The sequence below is a fragment of the Maribacter sp. R86514 genome (genome assembly GCF_044597005.1).
Taxonomy (GTDB): Bacteria; Bacteroidota; Bacteroidia; order Flavobacteriales; family Flavobacteriaceae; genus Maribacter.
Genome location: NZ_CP138999.1, coordinates 1,820,258 through 1,845,686 on the forward strand (window position 1 = coordinate 1,820,258; position 25,429 = coordinate 1,845,686).

At 35.0% G+C, this 25,429-nt stretch carries 21 protein-coding genes and 1 tRNA gene; 14 read left to right on the forward strand and 8 right to left on the reverse strand.

Going from position 1 to position 25,429, the window contains the following annotated elements; all coding sequences use genetic code 11:
* Positions 1–123: 123 nt before the first annotated feature.
* The 6 genes from SJY30_RS08070 (at position 124) to SJY30_RS08095 (ending at position 4,908) form a co-directional block, all read left to right on the forward strand.
* A complete protein-coding gene (locus SJY30_RS08070) occupies positions 124–969 on the forward strand; it encodes an AraC family transcriptional regulator (RefSeq protein ID WP_396635044.1) in 846 nt (281 codons plus the stop codon).
* Between the two features lie 81 nt (positions 970–1,050).
* A tRNA-Leu gene (locus tag SJY30_RS08075) sits at positions 1,051–1,134 on the forward strand.
* Positions 1,135–1,244: 110 nt separating this feature from the next.
* Positions 1,245–2,144, forward strand: a complete 900-nt coding sequence (locus SJY30_RS08080; RefSeq protein WP_396635045.1) for a MerR family transcriptional regulator — start codon at positions 1,245–1,247, stop codon at positions 2,142–2,144.
* 14 nt (positions 2,145–2,158) lie between these two features.
* Positions 2,159–3,616, forward strand: coding sequence for a phytoene desaturase family protein (locus SJY30_RS08085; RefSeq protein ID WP_396635046.1), 1,458 nt, complete (start codon positions 2,159–2,161; stop codon positions 3,614–3,616).
* Positions 3,617–3,622: 6 nt separating this feature from the next.
* Positions 3,623–4,462, forward strand: coding sequence for a phytoene/squalene synthase family protein (locus SJY30_RS08090; RefSeq protein WP_396635047.1), 840 nt, complete (start codon positions 3,623–3,625; stop codon positions 4,460–4,462).
* A complete protein-coding gene (locus SJY30_RS08095) occupies positions 4,462–4,908 on the forward strand; it encodes a beta-carotene hydroxylase (protein WP_396635048.1) in 447 nt (148 codons plus the stop codon). The genes SJY30_RS08090 and SJY30_RS08095 overlap by 1 nt, the downstream gene beginning before the upstream one ends.
* A gap of 18 nt (positions 4,909–4,926) precedes the next feature.
* On the opposite strand, the gene SJY30_RS08100 is transcribed toward SJY30_RS08095, so the two are convergent.
* Together SJY30_RS08100 and SJY30_RS08105 are read right to left on the reverse strand one after the other, a co-directional pair.
* Positions 4,927–5,481, reverse strand: coding sequence for a TlpA family protein disulfide reductase (locus SJY30_RS08100; RefSeq protein WP_396635049.1), 555 nt, complete (start codon positions 5,479–5,481; stop codon positions 4,927–4,929).
* 78 nt (positions 5,482–5,559) lie between these two features.
* The gene (locus SJY30_RS08105; protein ID WP_396635050.1) at positions 5,560–7,833 is read right to left on the reverse strand and encodes an aconitate hydratase; all 2,274 of its coding nucleotides are present in this window, start codon (positions 7,831–7,833) and stop codon (positions 5,560–5,562) included.
* 343 nt (positions 7,834–8,176) lie between these two features.
* Here SJY30_RS08105 and SJY30_RS08110 point away from each other — a divergent pair, with 343 nt between their 5' ends.
* Positions 8,177–9,619, forward strand: a complete 1,443-nt coding sequence (locus SJY30_RS08110) for a pyridoxal phosphate-dependent decarboxylase family protein (protein ID WP_396635051.1) — start codon at positions 8,177–8,179, stop codon at positions 9,617–9,619.
* Between the two features lie 105 nt (positions 9,620–9,724).
* Here SJY30_RS08110 and SJY30_RS08115 read toward each other — a convergent pair whose 3' ends face one another.
* From SJY30_RS08115 to SJY30_RS08130, 4 genes are all read right to left on the reverse strand, one after another.
* Positions 9,725–12,499 (reverse strand): bifunctional aconitate hydratase 2/2-methylisocitrate dehydratase, encoded by a 2,775-nt coding sequence (locus SJY30_RS08115; RefSeq protein ID WP_396635052.1) that lies wholly within the window; start codon positions 12,497–12,499, stop codon positions 9,725–9,727.
* Positions 12,500–12,866: 367 nt separating this feature from the next.
* Entirely contained in the window at positions 12,867–13,820 is a 954-nt protein-coding gene (locus SJY30_RS08120; RefSeq protein ID WP_396635053.1) for an AAA family ATPase, read from the reverse strand.
* A 4-nt stretch (positions 13,821–13,824) separates the two neighbouring features.
* Positions 13,825–15,222, reverse strand: a complete 1,398-nt coding sequence (locus SJY30_RS08125; protein ID WP_396635054.1) for a peptidylprolyl isomerase — start codon at positions 15,220–15,222, stop codon at positions 13,825–13,827.
* A 34-nt stretch (positions 15,223–15,256) separates the two neighbouring features.
* A complete protein-coding gene (locus SJY30_RS08130) occupies positions 15,257–16,138 on the reverse strand; it encodes a peptidyl-prolyl cis-trans isomerase (RefSeq protein WP_396635055.1) in 882 nt (293 codons plus the stop codon).
* Positions 16,139–16,363: 225 nt separating this feature from the next.
* Here SJY30_RS08130 and SJY30_RS08135 point away from each other — a divergent pair, with 225 nt between their 5' ends.
* The 4 genes from SJY30_RS08135 (at position 16,364) to SJY30_RS08150 (ending at position 19,915) form a co-directional block, all read left to right on the forward strand.
* Positions 16,364–16,603 carry a hypothetical protein gene (locus SJY30_RS08135; RefSeq protein ID WP_396635056.1) on the forward strand — a complete coding sequence of 80 codons (240 nt, stop codon included), beginning with the start codon at positions 16,364–16,366 and terminating at the stop codon, positions 16,601–16,603.
* A gap of 15 nt (positions 16,604–16,618) precedes the next feature.
* Complete coding sequence (locus tag SJY30_RS08140) at positions 16,619–17,752, forward strand: serine hydrolase (RefSeq protein WP_396635057.1); 1,134 nt, start codon at positions 16,619–16,621, stop codon at positions 17,750–17,752.
* A gap of 16 nt (positions 17,753–17,768) precedes the next feature.
* Positions 17,769–18,512 carry a 23S rRNA pseudouridine(2604) synthase RluF gene (gene rluF / locus SJY30_RS08145; RefSeq protein ID WP_396635058.1) on the forward strand — a complete coding sequence of 248 codons (744 nt, stop codon included), beginning with the start codon at positions 17,769–17,771 and terminating at the stop codon, positions 18,510–18,512.
* Between the two features lie 92 nt (positions 18,513–18,604).
* Positions 18,605–19,915, forward strand: a complete 1,311-nt coding sequence (locus SJY30_RS08150; RefSeq protein ID WP_396635059.1) for a carboxypeptidase-like regulatory domain-containing protein — start codon at positions 18,605–18,607, stop codon at positions 19,913–19,915.
* A gap of 88 nt (positions 19,916–20,003) precedes the next feature.
* Here SJY30_RS08150 and SJY30_RS08155 read toward each other — a convergent pair whose 3' ends face one another.
* On the reverse strand, positions 20,004–20,516 hold the full coding sequence (locus SJY30_RS08155; RefSeq protein ID WP_396635060.1) for a fasciclin domain-containing protein: 513 nt from the start codon (positions 20,514–20,516) through the stop codon (positions 20,004–20,006).
* A gap of 303 nt (positions 20,517–20,819) precedes the next feature.
* On the reverse strand, positions 20,820–23,030 hold the full coding sequence (recQ, locus tag SJY30_RS08160; protein ID WP_396635061.1) for a DNA helicase RecQ: 2,211 nt from the start codon (positions 23,028–23,030) through the stop codon (positions 20,820–20,822).
* Between the two features lie 173 nt (positions 23,031–23,203).
* On the opposite strand from recQ, the gene SJY30_RS08165 reads away from it, so the two are divergent.
* Genes SJY30_RS08165 through SJY30_RS08175 form a run of 3 tightly spaced genes read left to right on the forward strand, consistent with a single transcriptional unit; the run spans position 23,204 to position 25,396 of the window.
* Positions 23,204–24,181 carry an SIS domain-containing protein gene (locus SJY30_RS08165; RefSeq protein ID WP_396635062.1) on the forward strand — a complete coding sequence of 326 codons (978 nt, stop codon included), beginning with the start codon at positions 23,204–23,206 and terminating at the stop codon, positions 24,179–24,181.
* Positions 24,181–25,062: a twin-arginine translocase subunit TatC gene (gene tatC, locus SJY30_RS08170; protein ID WP_396635063.1), complete on the forward strand. Its 882-nt coding sequence runs from the start codon at positions 24,181–24,183 to the stop codon at positions 25,060–25,062. Before SJY30_RS08165 ends, tatC begins: the two co-directional genes overlap by 1 nt.
* Positions 25,046–25,396 carry a carboxymuconolactone decarboxylase family protein gene (locus tag SJY30_RS08175; protein ID WP_396635064.1) on the forward strand — a complete coding sequence of 117 codons (351 nt, stop codon included), beginning with the start codon at positions 25,046–25,048 and terminating at the stop codon, positions 25,394–25,396. Before tatC ends, SJY30_RS08175 begins: the two co-directional genes overlap by 17 nt.
* Positions 25,397–25,429 lie beyond the last annotated feature (33 nt).

The window sequence follows — 25,429 nt, forward strand, 5'->3', positions numbered from 1 at the left end:
TTTGTTTAATATCCAAAATTAGGTATATCATGCTGTTTTATATGTCGTCATATTATCTAGACATGGTACTATTCTACCATCTTATTATTCAATATTTATTTTTTAGTGATAAATTAGATGCATATGAAAGTATTTCCCTTTAAAATACCAAAGCCCTTAGATGAGCATTTAATAATTCAAGTAGATAAGGAACCTGTTTTTTATAATAAGCTTCATCAACATCTAGAAATACAAATAAGCTATATCATAAACGGTAACGGAAAGTTGTTGGTAGGCGATAGCATTCATCAATACGCTATGGGAGATATCTATGTTATTGGCAGTAACATGCCACACGTTTTTAAAAGCGTACCAGGGCAGCAAGATGCACATATGTTAACTGTATTCTTTACTGAAAAATCCTTTGGCACATCATTCTTCAAGCTACCATATTTAAATGACCTAGGCAACTTCTTTACTAATGCCGCCGGGGGATTTAAAGTAACATCAAACCAAAAACAGATTGCCCATCAATTATTAGAAATACAGTCGCAACAAAAACTAAACCTTTTTGTTTCCTTTTTATATCTTTTAGAAGAACTAAGTAAAGTACATATAGAACCTCTTAGTAAGTTTATATACTCTAAAACGTTGAGTTCTACAGAAGGCAAGCGCTTACAGGACATTTTTGACTTCGTATTCAAAAACTTCCATCAACCAATTTCATTAGATGAGATAGCGAAAATGGCATATATGACACCTAATGCCTTCTGTCGTTTTTTTAAACAACGTACAGACAAGACCTTTTTTCAATTTTTAATAGAACTACGTGTTGCACATGCCTGCCAATTATTGATTTCAAATAAAGAACTGAATGTTAACATGATAGCCGAACTTTCTGGTTTCAATTCTATTTCTAATTTCAATAAGAAGTTTAAAAAAATAAAAGGGATTACACCAACTGAATATCAACGGTCACTTTCAACTTAAGCAAATGTTATTATTTAAGTTGTTATATTATTTTAAATTGAAATATAGCTTTCTATATTTGCCAATCTATTGATTAAATATGCCCACGTGGTGGAATTGGTAGACACGCTACCTTGAGGGGGTAGTGTTCGTAAGGACGTGCTGGTTCGACTCCAGTCGTGGGCACAAAAAGGTTAGATTTAGATCTAACCTTTTTTATTTTGATAATTTTAACTATCAAGTGCCCTAATACATTTTAATAAATTGTAGATTTGTTTAATCCTTTTTCATAAAGTATGAACAATGTAAAAAAGCAATTTAGTATAAGAGATCTTGAAAACCTCTCTGGTATTAAAGCACACACCATAAGAATTTGGGAAAAAAGATACAATCTTTTATCTCCTGAACGAACAGATACGAATATTAGAACGTATAGCCTTTCTAGCCTACAAAAGCTACTTAACGTTACACTACTATATAATAACGGACATAAAATTTCTAAAATCGCCAAGATTTCTGATAAAGATATTCCGTACGTAGTTCGTGAAATAGTAGCAAAACATAGTCATAAGAGTCAAGCTATCAATGCTTTTAAACTAGCCATGGTCAATTTTGATCAGACTATGTTCTTTAATACTTATAACGCGTTGTTGGGTGAAAATTCTTTTAGAGAGATTTTTAAAGAAACTTTCATTCCATTATTAAATGAACTTGGACTACTATGGCAAACGGATACTATAAGTCCGGCGCATGAACATTTTATCAGCAGTCTTATAAAACAAAAGATTTTACTGAACACAGAAAAGCTGCAACATTTAGAACCAACTAAGAAAGATAAAGTCTTTGTTGCTTTTTTACCTGAAAATGAAATTCATGATATAGGCTTATTATATATCAATTATGAAATTATTTTAAAGGGATATAAGTGCATCTATTTAGGCCCAACCATACCAATGGAAAATCTTGAGGATGTTCTTAAATATTTTGATGATATTTATTTCGTTTCTTATTTCACTGTTTTTCCAGAAAAAGATAAAGTAAATAAGTATATGGAAGATTTCTCTGAACTGGTATCTGCATATAACAATCCTAATTTTTGGATTTTGGGTAGGCAAACAAATTTCATTGATGAAGATACCAAACCAGCATTCTGCAGAACATTTAGTTCTATAGACAGCCTAGTAAACAACCTATAATCTCAGAGAATTAAATGAATAAAAGTTGTATTGTAATCGGTTCTGGGTTTTCATCACTTTCAGCATCATGTTATTTGGCAAAGGCAGGGTGGAATGTAACTATCTTTGAAAAAAATGAATCTGTTGGCGGTCGTGCATCGCAATTCATAAAAGATGGTTTCACTTTTGACATGGGCCCCAGTTGGTATTGGATGCCCGATATTTTTGATAAGTTTTTTGCTGATTTCAATAAACAAACATCAGATTACTATCAATTGGACAAACTGAGTCCGGCCTATAAAATTTTCTTTTCAGAAGATGTTATCACCATTGGTGATAGTATGGATAAAATTTGTGAGGAATTTGAACGCATAGAGCCAGGTAGCTCAAAAGCATTAAGAAAGTTTATTGATAAGGCACAAGAAAATTATGATATTGCCATCAATAAGGTAGTTCTAAGACCAGGGCTTTCACCTTTAGAATTGGTAACTAAAGAAACGATTTTAAAAGTTGATCAGTTTTTTAAAACTATCAGTTCACAAGTACGTAAGTCTTTTAAAAATCCGAAATTGGTATCTACCCTAGAATTTCCTGTGTTGTTTCTTGGTGCTAAGCCCAGTAATACACCGTCATTCTATAATTTTATGAATTTTGCAGATTTTGGTTTAGGTACTTGGCATCCTAAAGGTGGTATGTATGAGGTAATCAAGGCTATGAAAAGCTTAGCTATGGAATTGGGTGTAACCATACATACAAACTCACCTATTAGTAAAATTATCGTTGACAATGGCAACGCTACCGGTGTTGTGTGTAATGAGAAGACTTATAAGGCCGACAAAGTTCTTAGCGGAGCAGATTACCAGCATTCAGAAAGTTTGTTGGATAAAAAATACCAACAATATAGCCATGACTATTGGGAAAAAAAGGTTTTTGCACCCTCGTCTCTTTTATTTTATATTGGGTTTGATAAAAAATTAAATAATGTAGAACATCATAATTTATTTTTTGATACCGATTTCGAATTACATGCGAAAGAAATCTATGACAATCCTAAATGGCCAACAAATCCATTATTCTATGCTAATTTTCCTTCTATAACAGATGCGAGCATGGCTCCTGAAGGTTGTGAGACAGGCTTTTTCTTGGTGCCAATTGCTACGGCATTAGAAGACACGCAAGAACTTAGGAATCAATATTTTGATATAATAATGGATCGTTTTCAGGAAAGAACCGGCGAAAACATCAGAAATAATATTATATTCAAAGAAACATTTTGTGTAAATGATTTTGTGGACAGATACAATTCATACAAAGGAAATGCTTATGGTATGGCAAATACATTGACACAGACGGCTTTTTTGAGACCAAACTTAAGAAGTAAAAAAGTTACCGATCTTTACTTTACAGGACAACTGACAGTACCTGGACCAGGAGTGCCACCCGCTTTGATCTCTGGAAAATTAGTGTCAGAATTAATTATTAAGGACAACTAGTAGTTTATGAAAGATACTTTTGATCAAGTTTCGTACCAGTGCAGTAAAATCGTTACAAAACGATATAGCACATCTTTTGCATTAGCAACTAAAATGCTACACCCATCTATACGTAGCCACATATATAATATTTATGGCTTTGTGCGCTTTGCAGATGAAATCGTTGATACCTTTCACGATTTCGACAAAGTAGTTCTTTTTGATAAATTTGAAGAGGAGTTAGAAGCGTCTTTACGAGATAAAATCAGTCTTAATCCAATTTTAAATTCATTTCAACATACCTTCCACACCTACAGTATACCTAAGCATTTAGTAGATTCGTTTATGAAAAGTATGCGAATGGATTTGGTGAAGAATATTTACCGAACCGATGCAGAATATAAAGAGTATATATATGGTTCTGCAGATGTTGTCGGCTTAATGTGTCTTCAGATTTTTGTAAAGGGTGATGTTGAAGAGTATAATAGATTAAAAGAATCGGCAATGGCTCTAGGATCGGCATTTCAAAAAGTGAATTTTTTGAGAGACGTAAAAGCTGATTTTGAAGAACTAAACAGATCTTATTTCCCCAATACTAACTTAAAAGAATTAGACGAGGCATCTAAAAAAAGAATTGTTGAAGAAATAAAGGCAGATTTCAAATTAGGCTATGAAGGTATAGTAAATTTACCTGCAGAAGCTAAATTCGGAGTGTATACTGCTTATAAGTACTATTTTAAACTACTTAAAAAATTACAGGGCACACCTTCTTTAGAAATTAAAAATGCACGTATAAGAGTACCAAACTATCAGAAATTTGGACTGCTTGCACGTTCATATGTTAAATTTAAAATGAACTTAGTATAATGAATATAGTTATTGGAATATTGATTTTTCTAGGAACATTCTTGTTCATGGAATTTATGGCGTGGTTTACCCACAAATACGTAATGCATGGTTTTTTATGGAGTCTTCATAAAGATCATCATAAAAAAGACCATGACTCGTGGTTTGAAAGAAATGACGCCTTCTTTATTTTCTACGCAATAGTAAGTATGTCTTTGTTTTATGCAGGCACTACCGGTTTTTGGTACGGTTACCCGTTAGGATTAGGTATTTTAGCTTATGGTATCGCCTACTTTTTAGTACATGACATATTTATTCACCAGCGTTTTAAGCTTTTTAGAAATGCTAATAATTGGTACAGCCGTGGTGTTAGAAGAGCACACAAAATGCACCATAAACATATTGGCAAAGCAGACGGCGAATGTTTTGGGATGCTTATAGTACCTTTTAAATATTTTAAAAAATAGGAATTACAACAACTAGGTTTATTCTGCTATAAGTTGATTTAAGAGTGTATCGACTTTTTCGTTATCCCAATCTGCAATTGCGTTTTGGTGTATTACTATCGCACCATTTTTATCGATAACATAAGACCCTGGTGGTTTTAGTAATGATATAGGGCTTGGTTCTCCAATAATTTGATAGGTTACAGGAAAAGTATACCCCTGCTCACTCATAAAAAGTTCTACTGGACCCCTCTCTTCATTGGTTATTACATAGAACTTCATCTTGTCGCCGTAAGTATCATAAAGGTATTGTATGTCTTTTAATTGCGCTTGAGAAGGCATATGCCAAGAAGTCCAGAAAGTAATGAACACTACCTGCCCTTTCGCCTCGTCAAAATTAAAAAACTTCCAATTTACATCTTTCAACTTCCAGTCGTAGTCAGTTATCTTACCGCGTTTTTCTGGCTGTATAATGGTTGGGGAAGTGGCAAAAACCCTGTTGAGAACAATCTTGCTATAATCACCTAAAGGAGTAACAAAAAAAGAAAGTACAAAAGCAATGATCAATAAGGTAAAAACCGTTTGTCTCTTCATAAAAGTTAGATAGGCATCAAAACTAAAAAACTCCTGATTAATATCAGGAGTTTTCCTTACAAATTTTGAGTTGTTGAATTATGAGGCATTTTCCCTCTTAATAACGTTTAAAGCAGAACCTTCTCTGTACCACCCTATTTGAGCGGCATTATATGTATGGTTCAATTTCAATACATCTTTACTACCATCGGCATGAACTACCTCAACGGTCAGTTGCTTATCTGGAGCAAATTCCGCTATGTCTATAAAGTTAAAAGTATCGTCTTCTTGAATAAGATCATAATCGCTTTCATTAGCGAATGTTAACCCTAGCATACCTTGCTTTTTAAGGTTTGTTTCATGAATACGTGCAAACGATTTAACTATTACCGCAGCAACACCTAAGTGACGTGGCTCCATCGCAGCATGCTCACGTGAAGAACCTTCACCATAATTATGATCACCGACAACAACACTTCTTATTCCTGCTGCTTTATATGCCCGCGCAGTATCTGGCACTCCGCCAAACTCACCGGTTAATTGGTTTTTAACCATGTTCGTCTTTTTGCCGAATGCATTTACGGCACCAATTAGACAGTTATTAGAAATGTTATCTAAATGCCCACGAAAACGCAACCATGGTCCTGCCATAGAGATATGATCCGTTGTACACTTACCAAATGCTTTGATCAGTAACTTTGCACCGATTAGACTTTCGTCCTTAATTGGAGTAAAAGGCTCTAACAATTGTAATCTTTCAGAATCAGGTGAAACTTTAACCTCTACGCCTGAACCATCTTCATCTGGAGCTAAGTATCCAGCATCTTCAACTTCAAAACCTTTAGGAGGCAATTCCCATCCCGTAGGCTCATCGAACATTACTTCTTCTCCCTTTGCATTGATTAGTTTATCCGTCATCGGGTTAAAATCCAATCTACCTGCAATGGCAATGGCAGCTGTAATTTCTGGAGAAGCTACAAAGGCATGTGTGTTGGGGTTACCATCCGCACGCTTAGCAAAGTTTCTATTAAAAGAATGGACAATACTATTTTTAGGTGCATTTTTAGGGTCGCTATAACGTGCCCACTGTCCAATACATGGACCACATGCGTTGGTAAAAATCTTAGCATCCAACTTTTCAAATATTCCAAGAATACCATCACGATCAGCTGTATATCTTACTTGTTCAGAACCTGGGTTGATTCCTAGTTCCGACTTCATTTTAATTCCTTTATCAATAGCTTGTTGCGCTATTGAAGAAGCCCTAGATAAATCTTCATAAGAAGAGTTGGTACAGGAACCTATCAAGCCCCACTCAACGGCCAGTGGCCATTCATGAGAAGTAGCCTTTTCTGTCATATCACTACCGACTTTCGTAGATAAATCTGGCGTAAAAGGACCATTTAATAATGGCGTTAATTTAGAAAGGTCTATTTCAATAACCTCATCAAAATATTGCTCTGGGTTTGCGTACACCTCGGGATCTGCAGTTAAATATTCTTTTACCTTGTTTGCAGCATCGGCAATATCAGCCCTATCGGTAGCTCTTAAATAACGCTCCATAGACTCATCATAGCCAAAAGTAGAAGTGGTCGCCCCTATTTCAGCTCCCATGTTACAAATAGTTCCTTTACCTGTACAAGAAAGGTTCTTGGCTCCCTCGCCAAAATATTCCACTATCGCTCCTGTTCCACCTTTAACGGTAAGAATTTCGGCAACTTTTAATATGACATCTTTCGGTGCTGTCCAACCAGAGATATTACCGGTTAACTTAACACCAATTAATTTTGGAAACTTAAGTTCCCAAGCCATACCTGCCATTACATCAACGGCATCGGCACCACCAACACCAATTGCGACCATACCTAACCCACCTGCATTAACGGTATGCGAATCGGTACCGATCATCATTCCGCCCGGGAAAGCATAATTCTCCAATACTACTTGGTGAATAATACCTGCACCTGGTTTCCAAAAACCGATTCCGTATTTATTTGAAACAGACTCCAAGAAATCAAAAACCTCTGCACTTGTTGAGTTTGCCGACTTTAAATCTGCTGTAGCACCATTTTTAGCTTGAATCAAGTGATCACAGTGAACCGTTGTAGGTACTGCAACCTTTGGCTTACCGGCTTGCATAAATTGTAACAAAGCCATTTGAGCCGTAGCATCTTGACAGGCAATACGATCCGGAGCAAAATCAACATAATCCTTTCCTCGGGTGAATGCTTCGGTAGGGTTACCATCCCATAAATGAGAATATAAAATCTTTTCTGAAAGTGTAAGTGGCTTATCTACCACATCTCTTGCTTTGTCTACACGTTCCGACATGGAAGCGTAAACTTTTTTAATCATATCTATGTCAAAAGCCATAAAATCTATTTATAAAAATTGTTAATCTTTCTTGCTTGTACAAGATACAAAATGTAAGATGATTTTGAGAGCGCATATGAAATTAAGAATGATTATAAAAAATGCGGTTATAAAAGGCTTTATGACCATACGGCTTTTGGGGCTTCTTATTTATGGACAACTTTAGATGATGACCAACTTTTTAATAAAGTACAAGTTCAACTATACCGAACAGCTCTGTTGCATATTATCTAAAGACACATGCAACTAAACTAAAATCTATGACCCTACCTGTAAAAACGCTTATAAAACAAACTTTTATATGATTTAAACTTGATGTAATTTTGACCAAAATTGAAACTTTATGACATCACCTTTTCATTTATCAAAAGAAGAAATGCAATCCTATGGTTATAAAGTTGTCGATTTCATTGTTGAGCATTATACAGAAATTGAAAATAAAAATCCTGTAAGTATTGCCACAAGAAAAGAAATGGATTCTCTTTTTTTACAAGAAGCTCCAGATCATGGTATGCCTGCAGATGAAGTTTTAGACTTTGTAATGGATAATGTAATACCAAATTCCAATATATCCGGTCATCCAAAATCCTTCTCATTTGTACCAGGACCAAGTAATTTTATTAGTGCTATTTCAGATTCCCTAGCAACAGGTTTTAATATTTTTTCTGGCGGATGGATTATTTCCGCTGCTGCGGCAGAGCTAGAAATCGTTACTTTAAACTGGCTTTTGAAGATGTTTAATTTTCCCATCAAAAAAGGTGGAGGTATTTTTACAAGTGGTGGTTCTATGGCTAATTTAACAGCATTAGTAACGGCTAGAAGAGTAAAATGTGGGGATGATTTTTCCAATGCTATTATTTATTTGTCTGACCAAGCCCATTCGTCCAATATTAAAGCAATTAGGGTTTTAGGATTTAAAAAAGAACAAATTAAAATAATTCCTACCGACTTAGAATTTAAAATAAGCATCAATAAACTTAAAAATGAAATTGCAAAAGATAAAATTGAAGGCAAAAAACCTTTTTGTATCATCGCTTCTGCAGGTACGACAAATACGGGCACGGTAGACCCTTTAGACACCTTAGCAGATATTTGTGAAAAAGAAAAACTTTGGTTTCATATTGATGGTGCTTATGGTGGAGCGGCTATTTTATCCGATAAAGGCAGTAAGCTTTTACAAGGTATTGAACGTGCGGATTCTTTAACCGTAGACCCTCATAAATGGTTCTTTCAGCCATATGAAATCGGATGTTTATTGGTAAAGGATTCTTCTTGGCTAAGTAACACCTTTAGCGAAAAACCAGAATACTTAAGAGATATAGAAGGGAACGAATCAGAAATTAATTTTTACGATTACGGTATTCAATTAACAAGAAGATTTAGAGCCTTAAAGTTTTACATGTCAATTAAAACGTATGGTTTAGACGCTTTTAAAAAAGCAATCTCTTATAATATTGACTTAGCCGATAAAACTGAGGACCTTTTAAGAGAAAGTGGTAATTGGGAAATTGTTTCGTTAGCAACTTTGGCTATTATTAATTTTAGATATAACCCATTGGAATTAAAATTATCTGAAGTTGAATTAGACAAGCTAAATCAAGAAATTTCAGCAAGAGTTGTAGCTTCTAAAGAAGCACTTTTAGTAACCACAGTTTTACAAAACCAAGTGGTCATAAGAATGTGCTTAATTAACCCAGACACGACATTAGATCACATCAAAGACACTTTAAATCAATGTGAAAATTTCGCAAAACAGATTATCTTAGATTGGAAAAAATCGGTTTAATAATAATTATTAAAAAGCCTGACTATAAAACTCTATTTATTAGTAGTAACAAAAAATGCCTGAGTTAAACTCAGGCATTTTTATTGCAAACTAATTATTTAGCAACTATCTCACCAATTGCTTAGTAGAAGGTTTAAACTTCGTTAAAACTATACCATCAACAGCTGCTTCATATTCTTCCATTGTAGGAGTTCTTCCTAAAATCGTAGATAATACTACAACAGGAGTAGATGATAATAATGACTCTCCTTTTTTCTCACCTGTATCTTTTACAACACGACCTTGGAATAAACGAGTAGATGTTGCCATTACCGTATCTCCTGGTTCTGCCTTTTCTTGGTTACCCATACATAGGTTACAACCTGGGCGCTCTAAGTACAGCATGTTTTCGTACTTGGTACGTGCCAATCCTTTAGGTGCGCTATCGTCAAATTCAAAACCTGAGTATTTTTGTAATACTTCCCAGTCTCCTTCTGCTTTTAACTCATCTACAATGTTGTATGTTGGAGGAGCAACTACTAAAGGAGCTTTGAATTCTACCTTTCCGTTTTGGGCCTCAACGTTTTTCAACATTTGAGCTAATATTTTCATGTCACCTTTGTGAACCATACAAGATCCTACAAAACCTAAATCTACTTTTTTGGTTCCACCATAGTAAGATAATGGACGAATATTATCATGCGTATAACGCTTAGATACATCTTCATTATTTACATCTGGATCAGCAATCATTGGTTCAGCGATTTCATCTAAATCAATAACTACTTCTGCATGATATTTAGCATCTGCATCTGGTCTTAAAGATGGCTTAATACCTGTTTTAAGTTCCGTAATTCTAGTTTCTGCTTTCTCAACAAGTCCTTGAAGTACACCCTTTGCATTGTCCATACCCTTTTCAATCATGATTTGGATACGACCTTTTGCAATCTCTAACGACTCTATTAAAGTGTCATCTTCAGAAATACAAATAGATGCTTTCGCTTTCATTTCTGCTGTCCAATCGGTAAACGTAAATGCTTCATCAGAAGTTAACGTACCAATATGAACCTCTATTACACGACCTTGGAATACGTTTTCGCCTCCAAACTGTTGTAACATTTGTTGTTGTGTAGCATGTACGACATCACGGAAATCCATGTAAGATTTCATCTGTCCTTTAAAGGTCACTTTAACCGATTCCGGAATTGGCATGGACGCCTCACCTGTAGCCAATGCTAAAGCAACTGTACCTGAATCAGCACCAAAAGCAACACCTTTAGACATACGTGTGTGCGAATCTCCACCAATAATGATATCCCAATCACCTACAGTAATATCGTTCAATACTTTATGAATAACATCTGTCATTGGAAAATACTTTCCTTTTGGATCACGACCGGTAATTAAACCGAAATCGTTCATAAAGCTCATTAACCTTGGAATATTGGCTTTAGACTTATCATCCCAAACCGAAGCTGTATGACAACCGGATTGGTATGCGCCATCCACAATTGGAGAAATAACCGTTGCTGCCATCATCTCTAATTCTTGAGAAGTCATTAAACCTGTAGTATCTTGTGAACCTACAATATTTACTTCAGCACGAACGTAAGAACCTGCATGCAATGTAGCGCCTGAAGTACCTACAGCATTTCTATTGAAAATTTTCTCAACAGCTGTTAATCCTTGTCCTTCTATAGAAACTTCTTTTGAAGGTGCGTATACTTGTGGCACTTCAATTCCTAAAGTTTTACAAGCAAATGTTTGTAATTTTTTACCAAAAACAACGGCGTAAGAACCACCTGCCTTCATAAACTCCATTTTCTGAGGAGTAAATGCTGCGGAAACATCTTTTAATTCAACTTTACCGTGATAAAGCTTTTTCTCTTTTGTATTAATAGTAAGCACCGTACCTGTAGCAACAGAATACAATTGTTTTAGAATTGGCTCGCCATCTTCATCAACTATAGTATTACCTGCTTCATCTTTTTGCTTCACCCAGTTTTTAAGGTCTAACCCTATACCACCGGTTACACCTACTGTAGTCAAGAAAATTGGAGCGATACCGTTTGTACCGGCAATTACCGGAGCAATATTAATAAAAGGTACATACGGACTAGAAGAAATACCTGTCCATAATGCTACGTTGTTTACACCAGACATTCTAGAAGAACCAACACCCATTGTTCCTTTTTCCGCAATCAGCATTACTCGCTTATCAGGATGTTGCTCCTTTAAAGCCAATAATTCAGCTTGCATTTCTTTATTATGCTCAAACATACATTGACCATGTAATTCGCGGTCTGATCTTGAGTGTGCATCACCACCTGGCGATAATAAATCTGTAGATATATCACCAACACCGGCAATGTATGTTACCACCTCAATTTCTTCTTCTACTTCTGGAAGCTTCGTAAAGAATTCCGCTTGTGCGTAACTTTCTATAATCTCTTTTGCAATGGCATTACCATTTTTTAAAGCTTCTTCTAATCGAGACGTATCTGCCTCATAAAGGAAAACCTGAGTTTTCAAGACCTCAGCTGCCTGTTTTGCCAAAGCTTCATCAGAACCTAAAGCGATATCTAACAATACCTTCACAGAGGGTCCACCCTTCATATGAGATAATTGCTCAAAAGCAAAAGCGGGAGTAATCTCTTTTACGACCGACTCACCAAGAATGATCTCTTTTAAAAATTTAGCTTTTACCCCTGCAGCACTAGTTGTACCAGGTAAAACATTATAGATAAAAAAGTTTAGAGATTCTTCTCTATACTCATTATCTACATCTTTAATTTGCTCAATGATTTTGCTTAGTAATTCAGCACCATCAATTGGCTTTGGATGAAGACCTTGACTTTTACGCTCTTCGATCTCCTTAAGGTAATCTGTATAAATGCTCATTAAAAATTGATTTGTGTGTTAGTTTAGACGTTGAGTATGTAGTTTAATTTCTATTTCGTTCTGAAGATTTGTTGTTGAAATGAAATTCATGATAACTACAAACTGACAGAAACAATTGATATGAATACATATTATTGATGTAGCACAATATATACTCGTTTAAATCCATCAATGTCAAATGTCATCTGTTAATTAATATTAAGTTAACGCAATTTCGTAAAATTACGTAATATAGAACGGATTTAAAATTAATTAAGTATGATTACTTATTTTTTCTCAAATGATATAATAAGGGCGTAGATATTAAACAATAGTAATGTTTAAAGAGCTTAATTTCACTTAAAAACGCAGAAAACAAGGTGTTTTATTAAAGTAACTTATCAATAATATCCTCTTCACTGATACCTTCTGCCTCTGCTTTGTAGTTTTTTATGATACGATGACGTAGTATACCTTTAACAACGGCATGTACATCTTCTATGTCTGGAGAGAACTTTCCGTGAATGGCAGCATTTGCCTTTGCCCCTAAGATAAGGTTCTGAGATGCTCTTGGTCCTGCTCCCCAATCTAAATATTGTTTTACGTAATCTGAAGCTGAGTCTAAGTTAGGTCTTGTACTATTTACCAATTTTACCGCATACTCCACAACATTATCTGCCACAGGTATTCTACGTACCAAATCTTGAATAGCTATAATATCTTTAGCATTGAAAAGTGCGTTAATAACCGGCTTGCTATTCGCAGTAGTATTCTTCACCACTTGTATTTCTTCGGCTATAGATGGGTATTTTAATTCTATGGCAAACATAAAACGGTCTAATTGCGCTTCTGGTAAAGGGTAGGTTCCCTCCTGCTCAATCGGGTTTTGTGTAGCCAAAACAAAGTATGGCAAATCTAACTTATGCTGATGACCGGCAATAGTTACCGCTCGCTCTTGCATAGCCTCTAAAAGTGCTGCCTGAGTTTTAGGCGGAGTTCTATTGATCTCATCTGCCAAAATAATATTTGAAAATATAGGACCTTTTATAAACTTAAAGTTTCTGTTCTGATCTAATACCTCACTACCAAGAATATCACTTGGCATTAAATCTGGTGTAAACTGTATTCTTTTAAAATCGAGACCTAATGCTTGGGCAATGGTATTCACCATTAAAGTTTTTGCCAAGCCTGGCACGCCGATCAGCAAAGAGTGGCCACCTGTGTAAATAGAAAGCAAAATCTGTTCGATAACCTCATCTTGACCTACAATGATCTTGGCTATTTCCTTTTTAAGCTCAGCATGTTTTACTACTAGGCGTTCTATTGCTGCAACGTCTGACATATATCTATTCTTTTACCCAGTTATTAGCGAACTCACAATCTTTGTTCTCATCGTTAACACTAATATAGGTATCTTCTATATGCTCGTCCATCCATTTTTTGATGGCATTGTATTTCTTTTCAGTAAGCGCCAATTCTTGAATCTTAGTATAATCTTTAGAGAAATCTGCAACATGCTCATCATACCTATTGGTAATCTTAAGAATTTTATATTTTGGAGCTCCACCTCTTGGATCTTCTTCCAATACAGGATATGTAATTTCATTATCCTTTAAGTTCTGCACTTGATTATATAAGGTAGGATCCATTTTTGTCAACTCAAATTTAGAATCGAAGTTTATTGGATTACGTAACAAACCACCATCAAACTTGGTTTCTTTCTCATCTGAGAAATTTAACGCAGCCTCGGCAAAAGTAAATTCGCCATCAATAATTTTCTTACGGATACTATCCAACTCCGCTTTGGCTTCATCCAGAACATTTTGAGATATTTCAGGTTGAATCAATATGTGTCTTAAATCAAGCTCTTGACCTCTAATTTTCTCGATATAAATAATATGAAACCCGAAAGTAGTCTCAAATGGCTCAGAAACCTCACCCTCTCTCAAACTAAAGGCAACATCTTTAAACTTCTTATCAAAACCTGTGTCTTTCGTAATACTATAAAAACCACCTTTAGATTTAGAGCCTGGATCTTGAGAATATAAAATAGCCTTTACACTAAAACTAGAGCCGTTATCATCAACATCTGCCTTGATCTGATTCAGCTTGTCAATTACTTTCTGCTTTTCTTCATCAGATGGCTCTGGTTCTTTGGTAATCTGTGCAATTTCTAACTCAGCACCAAATACCGGACGCTCATCTTCTGGTATCTTATTAAAGAACTGGCGAACCTCTTCTGGGGTAATTTCAATTTCTTTAATAATATCCTGTTGCATACGCTCAGAAAGCATACGTAACTTATTGATCTTGTAAAGCTCTTCTCTAAAACTAGCTTCGTCGGTTTTCTTATAGTACTTCAACACCTTTTCCATTGAACCTATTTGCTGTACTAAAGACTGCAGTTGACGATCACCGGTTGCATTTACCTCATCATCTGAAACCAAGATACTATCTTGAACAGCTTGGTTAGCATACAGACGATCTTCCATTAACTTACCTAAAAGTCCGCAGTGTGTAATATCTTCTGTAGATGCACCTTGACTTTTAAGATCGATCAATGTTTTTTCAATATCAGAATCTAAGATTACGTAATCACCAACAACTGCGGCTATACCATCTAGTTTAATTCTTTTAAAATTAGTTGAAGAGTCTTTTTTTACTGGCGCCGCTTCAGCTATAGCTTCCATTGGTTCTGCTACATCAGCAGAGACATTCGGTATAGAATCTTGCGCTGTTGCCATACCCGAGAACAGTAAAACCGCCCCTATGTAAATACTATTTTTTATTTTCGAAAACTTCAAATTCATTATCCTTGATTGCTTCATCTAATAATTCAGTTTCTAATTTGCGTAGGTAGTCCATTTTTCTACGACTTAATAAAACTTGTTCGATTGTAGGTTTAATAAAAGACAAAGGCGCTATGTCGTTAACATCTTTAGTTTCCTCTATTTTTCCCAAATATACCCCGATTGCATCCTCTAATTCAAAAAATTGTGAATTTTTTAAGTACTTGTCCGCATTGTCAAGTGTAATTGGCGGTATTTCTTCAAAAATTCTAGTGTAGCGTACCCAAATAGAATCATTAAAATTCAATTTAGTGAACTGAACGCCAATAGAGTCTAAATATCTGATATCCTCTTGTCTAAATCTTTTTAACCGTTTACCTACCTCATCTTGATTTAAAAATCCCTTTGGCAAAGCAACAAAACGTATTCTTGCAATACGCTCTTTAAGCTTAAAATTTTCTTTGGCATTTTCGTAGAATTCGTTTAATTGCTCGTCTGTAATAACCGAATCTGTAGCCTGTGCCACCAACGCCTCTTTATAAACACTTGTGTATAGTTCAGTTCTATAGTCATCTACCAAAGCATTATATTCTGCCAGTTTTTCTTCTGATAGATTAATTTTTGCTTTAGAAAGCAACAACTGCTTAGAAGCCCAATTGTTTATATAATTGACGGCAAAAGAAGCACTATCCCCTTTTGTCATATTCTCTGTGATCAACGGCGCCAGGTCATCTTCATATAAAAAAGACTCGCCTACCCTAGCAATAATCTTCTTTTCCTCTTCTTTCTTAAACAGACCGTCACAAGAAACGAAAGCAAAAGAAATTAGCCCTATGGTCACAATAGGGTAGAACTTACGTAGTAAAAACATTGATTTCTTAAAAAACATCGAGCAAAAATAGCAATAACCAAATCGTGTGCAAATGCATAATGATTTACTTAACACATTTTTTTAGGTCTCACAAGATATAACAAATAGCTAATAATGAACTAAAAATAGTAATTCAACCCATAGTAATCTCATTACGTACTAACCACAAACTGCCATTTTTTAGGTAAATTTGTTACTTATTTTATAACCTAATACAACATATTCTTGAACCGACAGATAAAACTAATATGGGACTTTAGAGGTCCTGCTGCATTAAAAACGGCAGAACATCATGTTAAACACCTAAATGAATTCATAGCTTCAGAAAAAACAGCGTTAAACATTACCGGTTTTAAAGAAATAAACGACATGTACAGTATTGCATTTATGGTCGTGGAAGAAAAGGAAATGATTACGGTAAGAGACTTATTGAAACCTCACCGCGGTGAAGTCTATATTCCATAAATAAATCATAGTAGCATGAAGCACTTTCTTCTTTTTATATGTGGTGTCCTTTTATCTTCTTGCGCTCAAGAACAACGGAATTTAAATTTTCTTGAGGTTGCACTATCTTCTGATAATCCTAAAATAAAAAGGGTGATGGATAGTGTTGAAAACTATCAAGTTCAAATTAGATACACACAAATCGATAGAAGAAATGATAGCGTCTTTTTTACCGATTATGATTTTCAGGTAAACGACAGCGTGTATTTTTATCCTGCAAGCACAGTTAAATTCCCAACTGCCGTACTAGCTCTAGAAAAGTTAAATCAAATAGACAGCTTAACTATAAACACCAGGTATTACATAGAAGGTGACACTATTGAAAGTACGTTTGCCAAAGATGTATCCAAAATTTTTGCTGTTAGCGATAATTTAGCAAACAATAGATTGGTGGAATTCTTAGGGTTTGAAGCCATCAATGAGAGTTTGAACAATAAAAAAATATCACCTGTTAGACTTAGCCACAGATTAGGTTATCATTCAGATGATTTAAGAACAAAGCCCTTAATTATCTATTTAAACGATTCAACAACGGGCATTACTAATTCTTTACTCAACAAAACACCTAAAAAGTTAGAACTGTTAAATATTGAAAAGGGCGTAGGTTATTATGAAGGTGAAGAGTTAATTAAAGAACCTTTCGATTTTAGTTTGAAAAACTATTACCCTATTCAATCGCAACACAACCTTTTAAAAAGAGTAGTATTTCCTCAAAAGTATAAAGCATCAGAACAATTTGACCTGAGTACCGAACAGCGTGAACATTTATTAACAGCAATGTATACCGTTCCTCAAAAAGTAGGTTATGACCCTACCACATATTACGATGGCTATTGTAAGTTTTTTATATATGGCGATACTAAAAAAGACATACCCCAGCATATTGAAATTTATAATAAAGTAGGATTTGCCTACGGTACGCTAACCGATTGCGCATATATCAAAGACACAGAAAAGAATATCGACTTTCTTTTAACCGCCACAATTTTAGTGAACAAAGACGGTATCTTCAATGACGATGCTTATGAGTATGACGAAATCGGAATTCCGTTTTTAGCACAACTAGGAAGAGAGATCTACCAACAAGAAGTAAATCGAAATCAACATTAGAAACAGCAAGCTGATTATGCAAGACAACACCAATAAAACTAGAATAAACAAATACCTTAGCGAAGCTGGATATTGCTCACGTAGAGCTGCAGACAAATTGATCGATCAAGGCAGAGTAACCATTAATGGAGAAGTGCCAGAAATGGGAACTAAAATATCAGCCGGTGATGTTGTTAAAGTTGATGGAGAACTAATTAAAGCACCTAAGGGAAAATCTACGTATTTGGCATTCAACAAACCTATAGGTATTGTTTGTACTACAGATACAGGTGTAGAAAAGGATAATATTATAGATTATATTAACTACCCGAAGCGTATTTTCCCAATTGGGAGATTAGACAAACCAAGTGAGGGCCTTATATTTTTAACCGATGATGGCGATATCGTAAACAAGATTCTACGCGCGCGTAACAATCATGAGAAAGAGTATTTGGTAACGGTAGACAAACCTATTACGATAGATTTTTTAAATAGGATGCGAAAAGGAATTCCCATTCTTGATCAAGTAACTAGGGAATGCGAAGTTTTTGAAGTAAGTACGTATCAATTCAGGATCATTCTAACTCAAGGTCTAAACAGGCAAATTCGTAGAATGTGCGAATATTTAGATTACAGGGTAAAGAAGTTGAAACGCATTAGAATTATGAACGTGCAATTAGATGTACCCGTTGGAAAATGGCGTGATCTAACCGAAGAAGAATTAAAGGAAATCAATAGACTGGTAAGCACCTCGTCTAATACATTTGATGGCAACAAATAGATTTCAGCATACTATCTACCTTATTAAGGCTTTAACAATATTTAGCTTAATAATTCACGAATAATCATTATCTTAATAAGAAAAATTACATCATGCTAAAAGAGAACAATTTTTCAACAAAACCTTCTTCCATTAAATTTGTATTATTATTTCTTGTTTGTATAGGAATAGGAAGCAATACCATGTGGGCACAGACTATTAATTACACCGAATACACCGGTGAAGTTTTAGATGCCGACAGTAAGAAACCATTAATTTTCGCAACACTAACCGTTGACAACACCAATGTAACCACCATCACCAACTCTGAAGGACAGTTTTCATTGAAAGTTCCAAATGAGAATACCGAAAACAATTTAACCATTGCCTTTTTAGGGTATAAAACCAAACAAATTGCTATTGCTGAATTAGAGGAAAAGAAGAATAAAATCTTCATGACAGAATTCGTTATGGCTTTATCTGAGGCAAATATAGATGCCCCAAATGATGCTGAAGCTTTAGTAAAAGAGACACTGAACAAAAAAGGGGACAATTATTTAAATGAAAGTACTGTAATGACCGCCTTTTACAGAGAAACTATTAAAAAAAGAAGAAAAAACGTAAGTCTTTCCGAAGCGGTAGTGAATATTTACAAAACTCCGTATTCATCTAAAAAGACAGATGCAATGAAACTTTACAAGGCACGAAAAAGTACTGATTACACCAAATTAGATACTGTGGCCTTAAAACTTCAAGGAGGACCGTTCAACACCTTGTTCGTAGATATGGTAAAATACCCTAACTACATATTTACTCCCGAGACATTAGCATATTATAATTTCTCATTTGACACTTCTACACGAGTAAACGACCAATTGATTTACGTTATTGATTTCAAGCAAAAGCCTGAAATTATAGACCCATTATATAACGGTAAATTATATATCGATGCAGAAAACAAGATTTTAACCAGTGCTATTTACTCTCTAAACATTACAGATAAAAGGTTGGCATCTCAAATGTTTGTAAGAAGAAAACCAAAAAACGCGGACGTATGGCCAACAGAGGTTTCTTACCGTGTTGACTACAGAGAAAAAGATGGAAAATGGTATTATGGATATAGCAATGTGCTGTTAGAGTTTAAAATAGATTGGGACAAACGCTTATTCAACTCGATTTACAGCATGAATTGCGAAATGGCCATTACAGATTGGGAGAAAAATACCGACAATGCCTTCCCCAAATATAAAGATAGAATGAAGTCTTCTATTATACTGAGTGATGAAGCTATTGGCTTTGCCGATCCAGATTTCTGGGGAGAATATAATATTATTGAACCGGAAAAATCAATAGAATCCGCCATCAAAAAAATACAAAGACAATTACGAAAAGGTAAATCTATCAGTGGTACAGCTGCGAGATAGTAAGTTTTAAGTAGTGTTTAAAAAAAATCCCTTTGCTATTCTATAACAGAATTACAAAGGGATTTTTATTTCTAGTTTTTTGAATACCTTATTTAGGCATCACTACAGCGTCTATAGCATGTATTACTCCGTTGCTAGCAGCTACATCTGCCATAACTACGGTTGCCATATTCCCTTTTTCATCTTTCAACATTACCTTATCACCGCTCAGTGATAATGTGATCATTCCACCCTGTACTGTTTTAACTGAAAACATACCATCATTTTCATTAATTGCCTTAATCACATCTACAGCCATAAACTTACCAGCTACTACATGGTAAGTTAAAATACCAGTCAATGCGTCTTTACTTTCTGGCTTTAATAATGTATCTACAGTTCCTGCTGGCAATGCTTCAAAAGCTGTGTTTACAGGTGCAAAAACAGTAAACGGACCTTCACTATTTAATGTTTCTACCAAATCAGCCGCTTTTACTGCAGCTACTAATGTTGTAAAATTGTCATTTCCTGCTGCAACACCTACAATGGTTTCTGTCTGGGCAGAAATATTCGTTACAAACAATGTAATTGCACTTAATAATGTAATTTTTAAAATTTTCATAGTTCTTTTTTTTAGATTTCTGTAAAAGTATAACGGAACTACGAGCAATAGTCTTAAATTTTGTTTAAAGTTTTATTTAAAATATTAAACAATATATAATTTACTGTAAATCAGTACTTTGAAAATATATCAAGGAGATGAAATTTGATATATCGAGTTCCTTACGTTTAAAATAGACCAGATACGGTTAGAATCCACACAAAAAGTTAACATGAATTAGCTTTAAAACAGCTATTAAAAAACAAATCCATTACCCAATTTAAATTGGGTAATGGATTTCTAAATAAATTATAGCTAATTAGATTAGTTCGCTACTTCACTGATGAATTTTAATCGATACAATCTTAACTCTTCTTCTTCATACTCACCGTCAAATTCGGTCATTGCCTCCTCAAGGTTATCACTATCTGCCTCTAAGAAGTACTCATGTATTTCTTCTTGTTGATCTTCATCTAAAATCTCATCGATCCAATAATTCAGGTTCAACCTTGTACCGCTGTATACAATTTGCTCCATTTCTTTAATAAGATCAGGAATTTCCAATCCTTTTGCCGATGCAATATCAGACAAAGGTAATTTTCTATCTACATTCTGTATAACATATAATTTCAAGGCAGAATTAGCCCCAGTACTTTTAACTACAAGATCATCTGGTCTAATGATTTCATTATCCTCAACATAAGTGGCAATAAAAGCAATGAATGGCTTACCGTATTTCTTAGCCTTACCTTCTCCTACTCCATGAACATTCAACATTTCTTCATGTGAAATAGGATATTTCAAAGCCATATCCTCCAAAGAAGGATCTTGAAAAACTACAAATGGCGGAACACCTATTTTCTTTGCCTGTGCTTTTCGTAAATCTTTCAATTGCTTCAATAATTTCTCATCGGCAATACCGCCAGATTTAGCGGCACCAACAATGGCATTATCATTTTCGGCATTGTAAACGTGATCCTTGGTCATCATAAAAGATGACGGCTTAGTTAAAAACTCCTTACCGTTATCCGTTACATGTAATACGCCGTATTGTTCTATCTCTTTTCTTAATAATCCGGCAACCAATGTCTGGCGAATAAGTGCCATCCAATAGCTTTTATCTTTATCAGAACCAATGCCAAAAAACTCCTTTTCATTGGTCTTATGTGAAGATATTATCGCGTTTGTTTTACCGCGTAGCGCATTTACAATCTCTTTAGATTTAAACTTTTCACTTGTACCCGTAACTACCTTAAGTAACTTCTCAACATTTTCCTTCGCTTCTTCTTTCTCTTTAGGGTTTCGGGTATTGTCATCCATTTCTGCACCTTCGCCATTGACCTCATCGAATTCCTCTCCGAAATAATGAAGCATAAACTTACGTCTAGACATGGAGGTTTCGGCATACGCCACCACTTCTTGCAATAAAGCATTTCCTATTTCTTGTTCAGCAACAGGTTTACCAGACATAAACTTCTCTAGCTTTTCAATATCCTTATAAGAATAATAAGCTAAACAATGCCCTTCTCCACCATCACGACCTGCTCTACCTGTTTCTTGATAATAACTTTCAATACTTTTTGGAATATCATGATGAATAACAAAACGCACATCTGGCTTATCTATACCCATACCAAAAGCAATGGTAGCGACAACCACATCTACATCTTCCATCAAGAACATATCTTGATATTTAGATCTTGTTTTTGCATCAAAACCTGCATGGTATGGCACGGCACTTACTCCGTTTACCTGCAATACCTGAGCTAACTCTTCTACCTTTTTACGACTAAGGCAATATATAATTCCTGATTTACCAGAATTTTGTTTCACGAAACGGATAATATCCGCTTCTATATTCTCTGTTTTGGTACGTACTTCGTAAAATAAATTAGGTCGGTTAAATGAAGCTTTAAAAAGTTTTGCCCCGCCTATACCTAAATTCTTAATAATATCTTCTTGAACCTTTGGGGTTGCCGTTGCTGTAAGTCCGATGATAGGAATATCATCTCCTAATCTTGCAACTATAGATTTCAAATTTCTATACTCAGGTCTAAAATCATGCCCCCATTCAGATATACAATGCGCTTCATCTACCGCTACAAATGAGACCTTTACCGAACGTAGAAATTCTACATTCTCTTCTTTAGTCAAAGATTCTGGTGCAACATACAGTAGTTTAGTGACTCCATTGGTGATATCTTCTTTCACCTGTTTTATCTCCCCTTTATTTAATGAGGAATTTAAAACATGGGCTATTCCTACCTCAGAAGAAACCCCACGTATGGCATCTACCTGATTTTTCATTAAAGCGATCAACGGAGATACGATAATTGCTGTACCCTCTTGCATAAGGGCAGGTAACTGGTAACACATAGATTTACCACCACCAGTCGGCATGATTACAAACGTATTATTCTGTTTTAAAACATTTTTAATTACCTCTTCTTGAAGTCCTTTAAACTGAGAAAAACCAAAATATTTTTTTAATGAGGAATGTAAATCGATATTGTCAAATTCTTTACTGTCTGTCACATTTTACATTTAAGGGGACACTACTTACTTTAAAATTTTATAAGCGAACAAAATTACAAATTGCCTAGCTAGGCGTTTCTAAATTATTATGCTATAATCGGCATTTAAAATTAAGTTTGTTTAATTTTGTCATCTTAAAGATAATACATTCTTTTAGGAATACAATCCATAATTTGAATAATAGATTGATTGCAACGGACACCATTATTGGCTTAGCGAGAAAAACCATTGAAACTGAGCGTGATGCTATAGCACAACTTTCCTCACTTTTAACCGATGATTTTGCTAGCATCGTAAACTGCATTATTGAAGCAAAAGGACGCGTAATAATTTCAGGTATCGGGAAGAGCGCTATCATTGCCACCAAAATTGTAGCTACCCTGAATTCTACTGGTACTCCCGCAATTTTCATGCATGCCGGAGATGCCATTCATGGAGACCTGGGAACCGTACAGGACAATGACGTTGTTATTTGTATTTCCAACAGTGGAAATACACCAGAAATAAAGATGTTGGTTCCGCTCATAAAAAGAGGTACGAACAAGCTAATTGCCATGACGGGGAACACCGATTCTTTTTTGGCAAAACAAGCAGATTTTATTTTAAATACACATGTGGAGAAGGAAGCTTGCCCTAACGGACTAGCTCCTACAACCAGTACTACAGCTCAATTAGTTATGGGTGATGCACTTGCAATTGTACTTTTAGAAATCAAAGGGTTTAGCAGTTCTGATTTTGCAAAATATCATCCTGGAGGATCTTTAGGAAAGAGATTATATTTAAGAGTTGCAGACTTGGTAAGTAAAAATCAAGTACCACAAGTTCAAAAAGATGAAGAGGTCAAAAAAGTAATTATTGAAATCTCTAAAAAAATGTTGGGTGTAACAGCTGTACTTGATGGCAAAAAAGTTGTTGGTATCGTAACCGATGGCGATATTAGACGCATGCTAAACAAACATGACAACATTAAAGGTTTGACTGCAGAAGACATCATGACTACAAACCCTAAGACCATACCTGCAAACACCTTGGCAATTAAGGCTTTAGAACACATGCAAAAAAAGGGAATATCACAATTGTTAGCCATGGATGAAGATGCGTATGTTGGCGTTATCCATTTACATAATTTAATAAACGAAGGTATTTTATAATGAGTTCCAAAACTACCACGCCACCAAATGAGATGTCATTTCTTGATCATTTAGAAGAACTAAGATGGCATTTAATAAGATCCGTATTGGCAGTTGTTATTATAGGAAGTGTTGCCTTTTTAATGAAAGGTTTCATTTTTGACACCATAATATTCGGACCAAAAAACATGAACTTCCCCACATATCGCTTCTTTTGTGATATTGCAACGTGGTTGAATCAAGTGCAATCTTTTACGGTAATAGATTCCTCTTTCTGTGGCGATGAATTTCCGTTTACCATTCAGAGTCGTGAAATGGGTGGACAATTTTCTGCCCACATTTGGACTTCCATTTGGGCAGGTGTTATTCTTGGATTTCCCTACATATTATATGAAATGTGGAAATTTATTAGTCCGGGGCTACATGCCAATGAACGCAAGAACTCCCGCGGTTTTATATTAATTGCCTCTATCTTATTTTTTATAGGAGTTTTATTTGGATACTACATTGTAGCGCCACTTTCAATTAACTTCTTAGGGTCGTATGTTGTTAGTGACTCCGTTTTAAACGAGTTCGATTTGGACTCCTATATTGGAACATTAAAAATATCCGTACTTGCTTGTGGTATATTATTTGAACTACCGATCATCATTTTCTTTTTAACTAAAGTAGGTTTAGTTACACCTGAACTGATGAAGAAGTACAGAAAAATAGCCTTGGTAGTTGTTTTAATACTTTCTGCTGTAATTACACCACCAGACGTTACAAGTCAGATTATAGTTGCCATACCGGTAATCGTACTATACCAGATAAGTATTTTTATATCTGCGATGGTATTGAGAAAAGAAAGGAAAAAAGCTGAAAAAGAAAAAAAGAAAAATAGAAATGTCAAACCAAATTGAAGAATTTAATGCCTACCGTTCTAAGATGAACGATAAGTTACTGGCAGATAACAATAAAGTTGTAAAACGTATATTTAATTTAGATACCAATGCATTTGCTGCAGGTGCTTTAGATGTTAAAACCAAAGAATTATTAGGTCTTGTTGCATCAACCGTATTGCGTTGCGACGATTGTGTAAAATACCATTTAGAAAGTACTTACAACGAAGGCGTTTCTAAAGAAGAGGTCATGGAAACTTTAAGTATTGCCACCTTAGTTGGCGGTACAATTGTAATTCCACATTTGAGAAGAGCTTATGAATATTGGGAAGAATTAGAAAACCAACAAGGTTAAAAAATCGCCAATTACTTTTCTAACAGACCAATA

What these genes read in the sequence shown, in the direction of transcription:
- rluF (WP_396635058.1), top strand. Translation starts at nt 17,769, where the DNA reads ATGCAAGACAACACCAATAAAACTAGAATAAACAAATACCTTAGCGAA.
- SJY30_RS08085 (WP_396635046.1), top strand. Translation starts at nt 2,159, where the DNA reads ATGAATAAAAGTTGTATTGTAATCGGTTCTGGGTTTTCATCACTTTCA.
- SJY30_RS08130 (WP_396635055.1), bottom strand. Translation starts at nt 16,138, where the DNA reads ATGTTTTTACTACGTAAGTTCTACCCTATTGTGACCATAGGGCTAATT.
- SJY30_RS08175 (WP_396635064.1), top strand. Translation starts at nt 25,046, where the DNA reads ATGTCAAACCAAATTGAAGAATTTAATGCCTACCGTTCTAAGATGAAC.
- SJY30_RS08115 (WP_396635052.1), bottom strand. Translation starts at nt 12,499, where the DNA reads ATGAGCATTTATACAGATTACCTTAAGGAGATCGAAGAGCGTAAAAGT.
- SJY30_RS08120 (WP_396635053.1), bottom strand. Translation starts at nt 13,820, where the DNA reads ATGTCAGACGTTGCAGCAATAGAACGCCTAGTAGTAAAACATGCTGAG.
- SJY30_RS08125 (WP_396635054.1), bottom strand. Translation starts at nt 15,222, where the DNA reads ATGGCAACAGCGCAAGATTCTATACCGAATGTCTCTGCTGATGTAGCA.
- SJY30_RS08070 (WP_396635044.1), top strand. Translation starts at nt 124, where the DNA reads ATGAAAGTATTTCCCTTTAAAATACCAAAGCCCTTAGATGAGCATTTA.
- SJY30_RS08080 (WP_396635045.1), top strand. Translation starts at nt 1,245, where the DNA reads ATGAACAATGTAAAAAAGCAATTTAGTATAAGAGATCTTGAAAACCTC.
- SJY30_RS08100 (WP_396635049.1), bottom strand. Translation starts at nt 5,481, where the DNA reads ATGAAGAGACAAACGGTTTTTACCTTATTGATCATTGCTTTTGTACTT.
- SJY30_RS08090 (WP_396635047.1), top strand. Translation starts at nt 3,623, where the DNA reads ATGAAAGATACTTTTGATCAAGTTTCGTACCAGTGCAGTAAAATCGTT.
- SJY30_RS08140 (WP_396635057.1), top strand. Translation starts at nt 16,619, where the DNA reads ATGAAGCACTTTCTTCTTTTTATATGTGGTGTCCTTTTATCTTCTTGC.
- SJY30_RS08155 (WP_396635060.1), bottom strand. Translation starts at nt 20,516, where the DNA reads ATGAAAATTTTAAAAATTACATTATTAAGTGCAATTACATTGTTTGTA.
- tatC (WP_396635063.1), top strand. Translation starts at nt 24,181, where the DNA reads ATGAGTTCCAAAACTACCACGCCACCAAATGAGATGTCATTTCTTGAT.
- SJY30_RS08110 (WP_396635051.1), top strand. Translation starts at nt 8,177, where the DNA reads ATGACATCACCTTTTCATTTATCAAAAGAAGAAATGCAATCCTATGGT.
- SJY30_RS08150 (WP_396635059.1), top strand. Translation starts at nt 18,605, where the DNA reads ATGCTAAAAGAGAACAATTTTTCAACAAAACCTTCTTCCATTAAATTT.
- SJY30_RS08105 (WP_396635050.1), bottom strand. Translation starts at nt 7,833, where the DNA reads ATGGCTTTTGACATAGATATGATTAAAAAAGTTTACGCTTCCATGTCG.
- SJY30_RS08095 (WP_396635048.1), top strand. Translation starts at nt 4,462, where the DNA reads ATGAATATAGTTATTGGAATATTGATTTTTCTAGGAACATTCTTGTTC.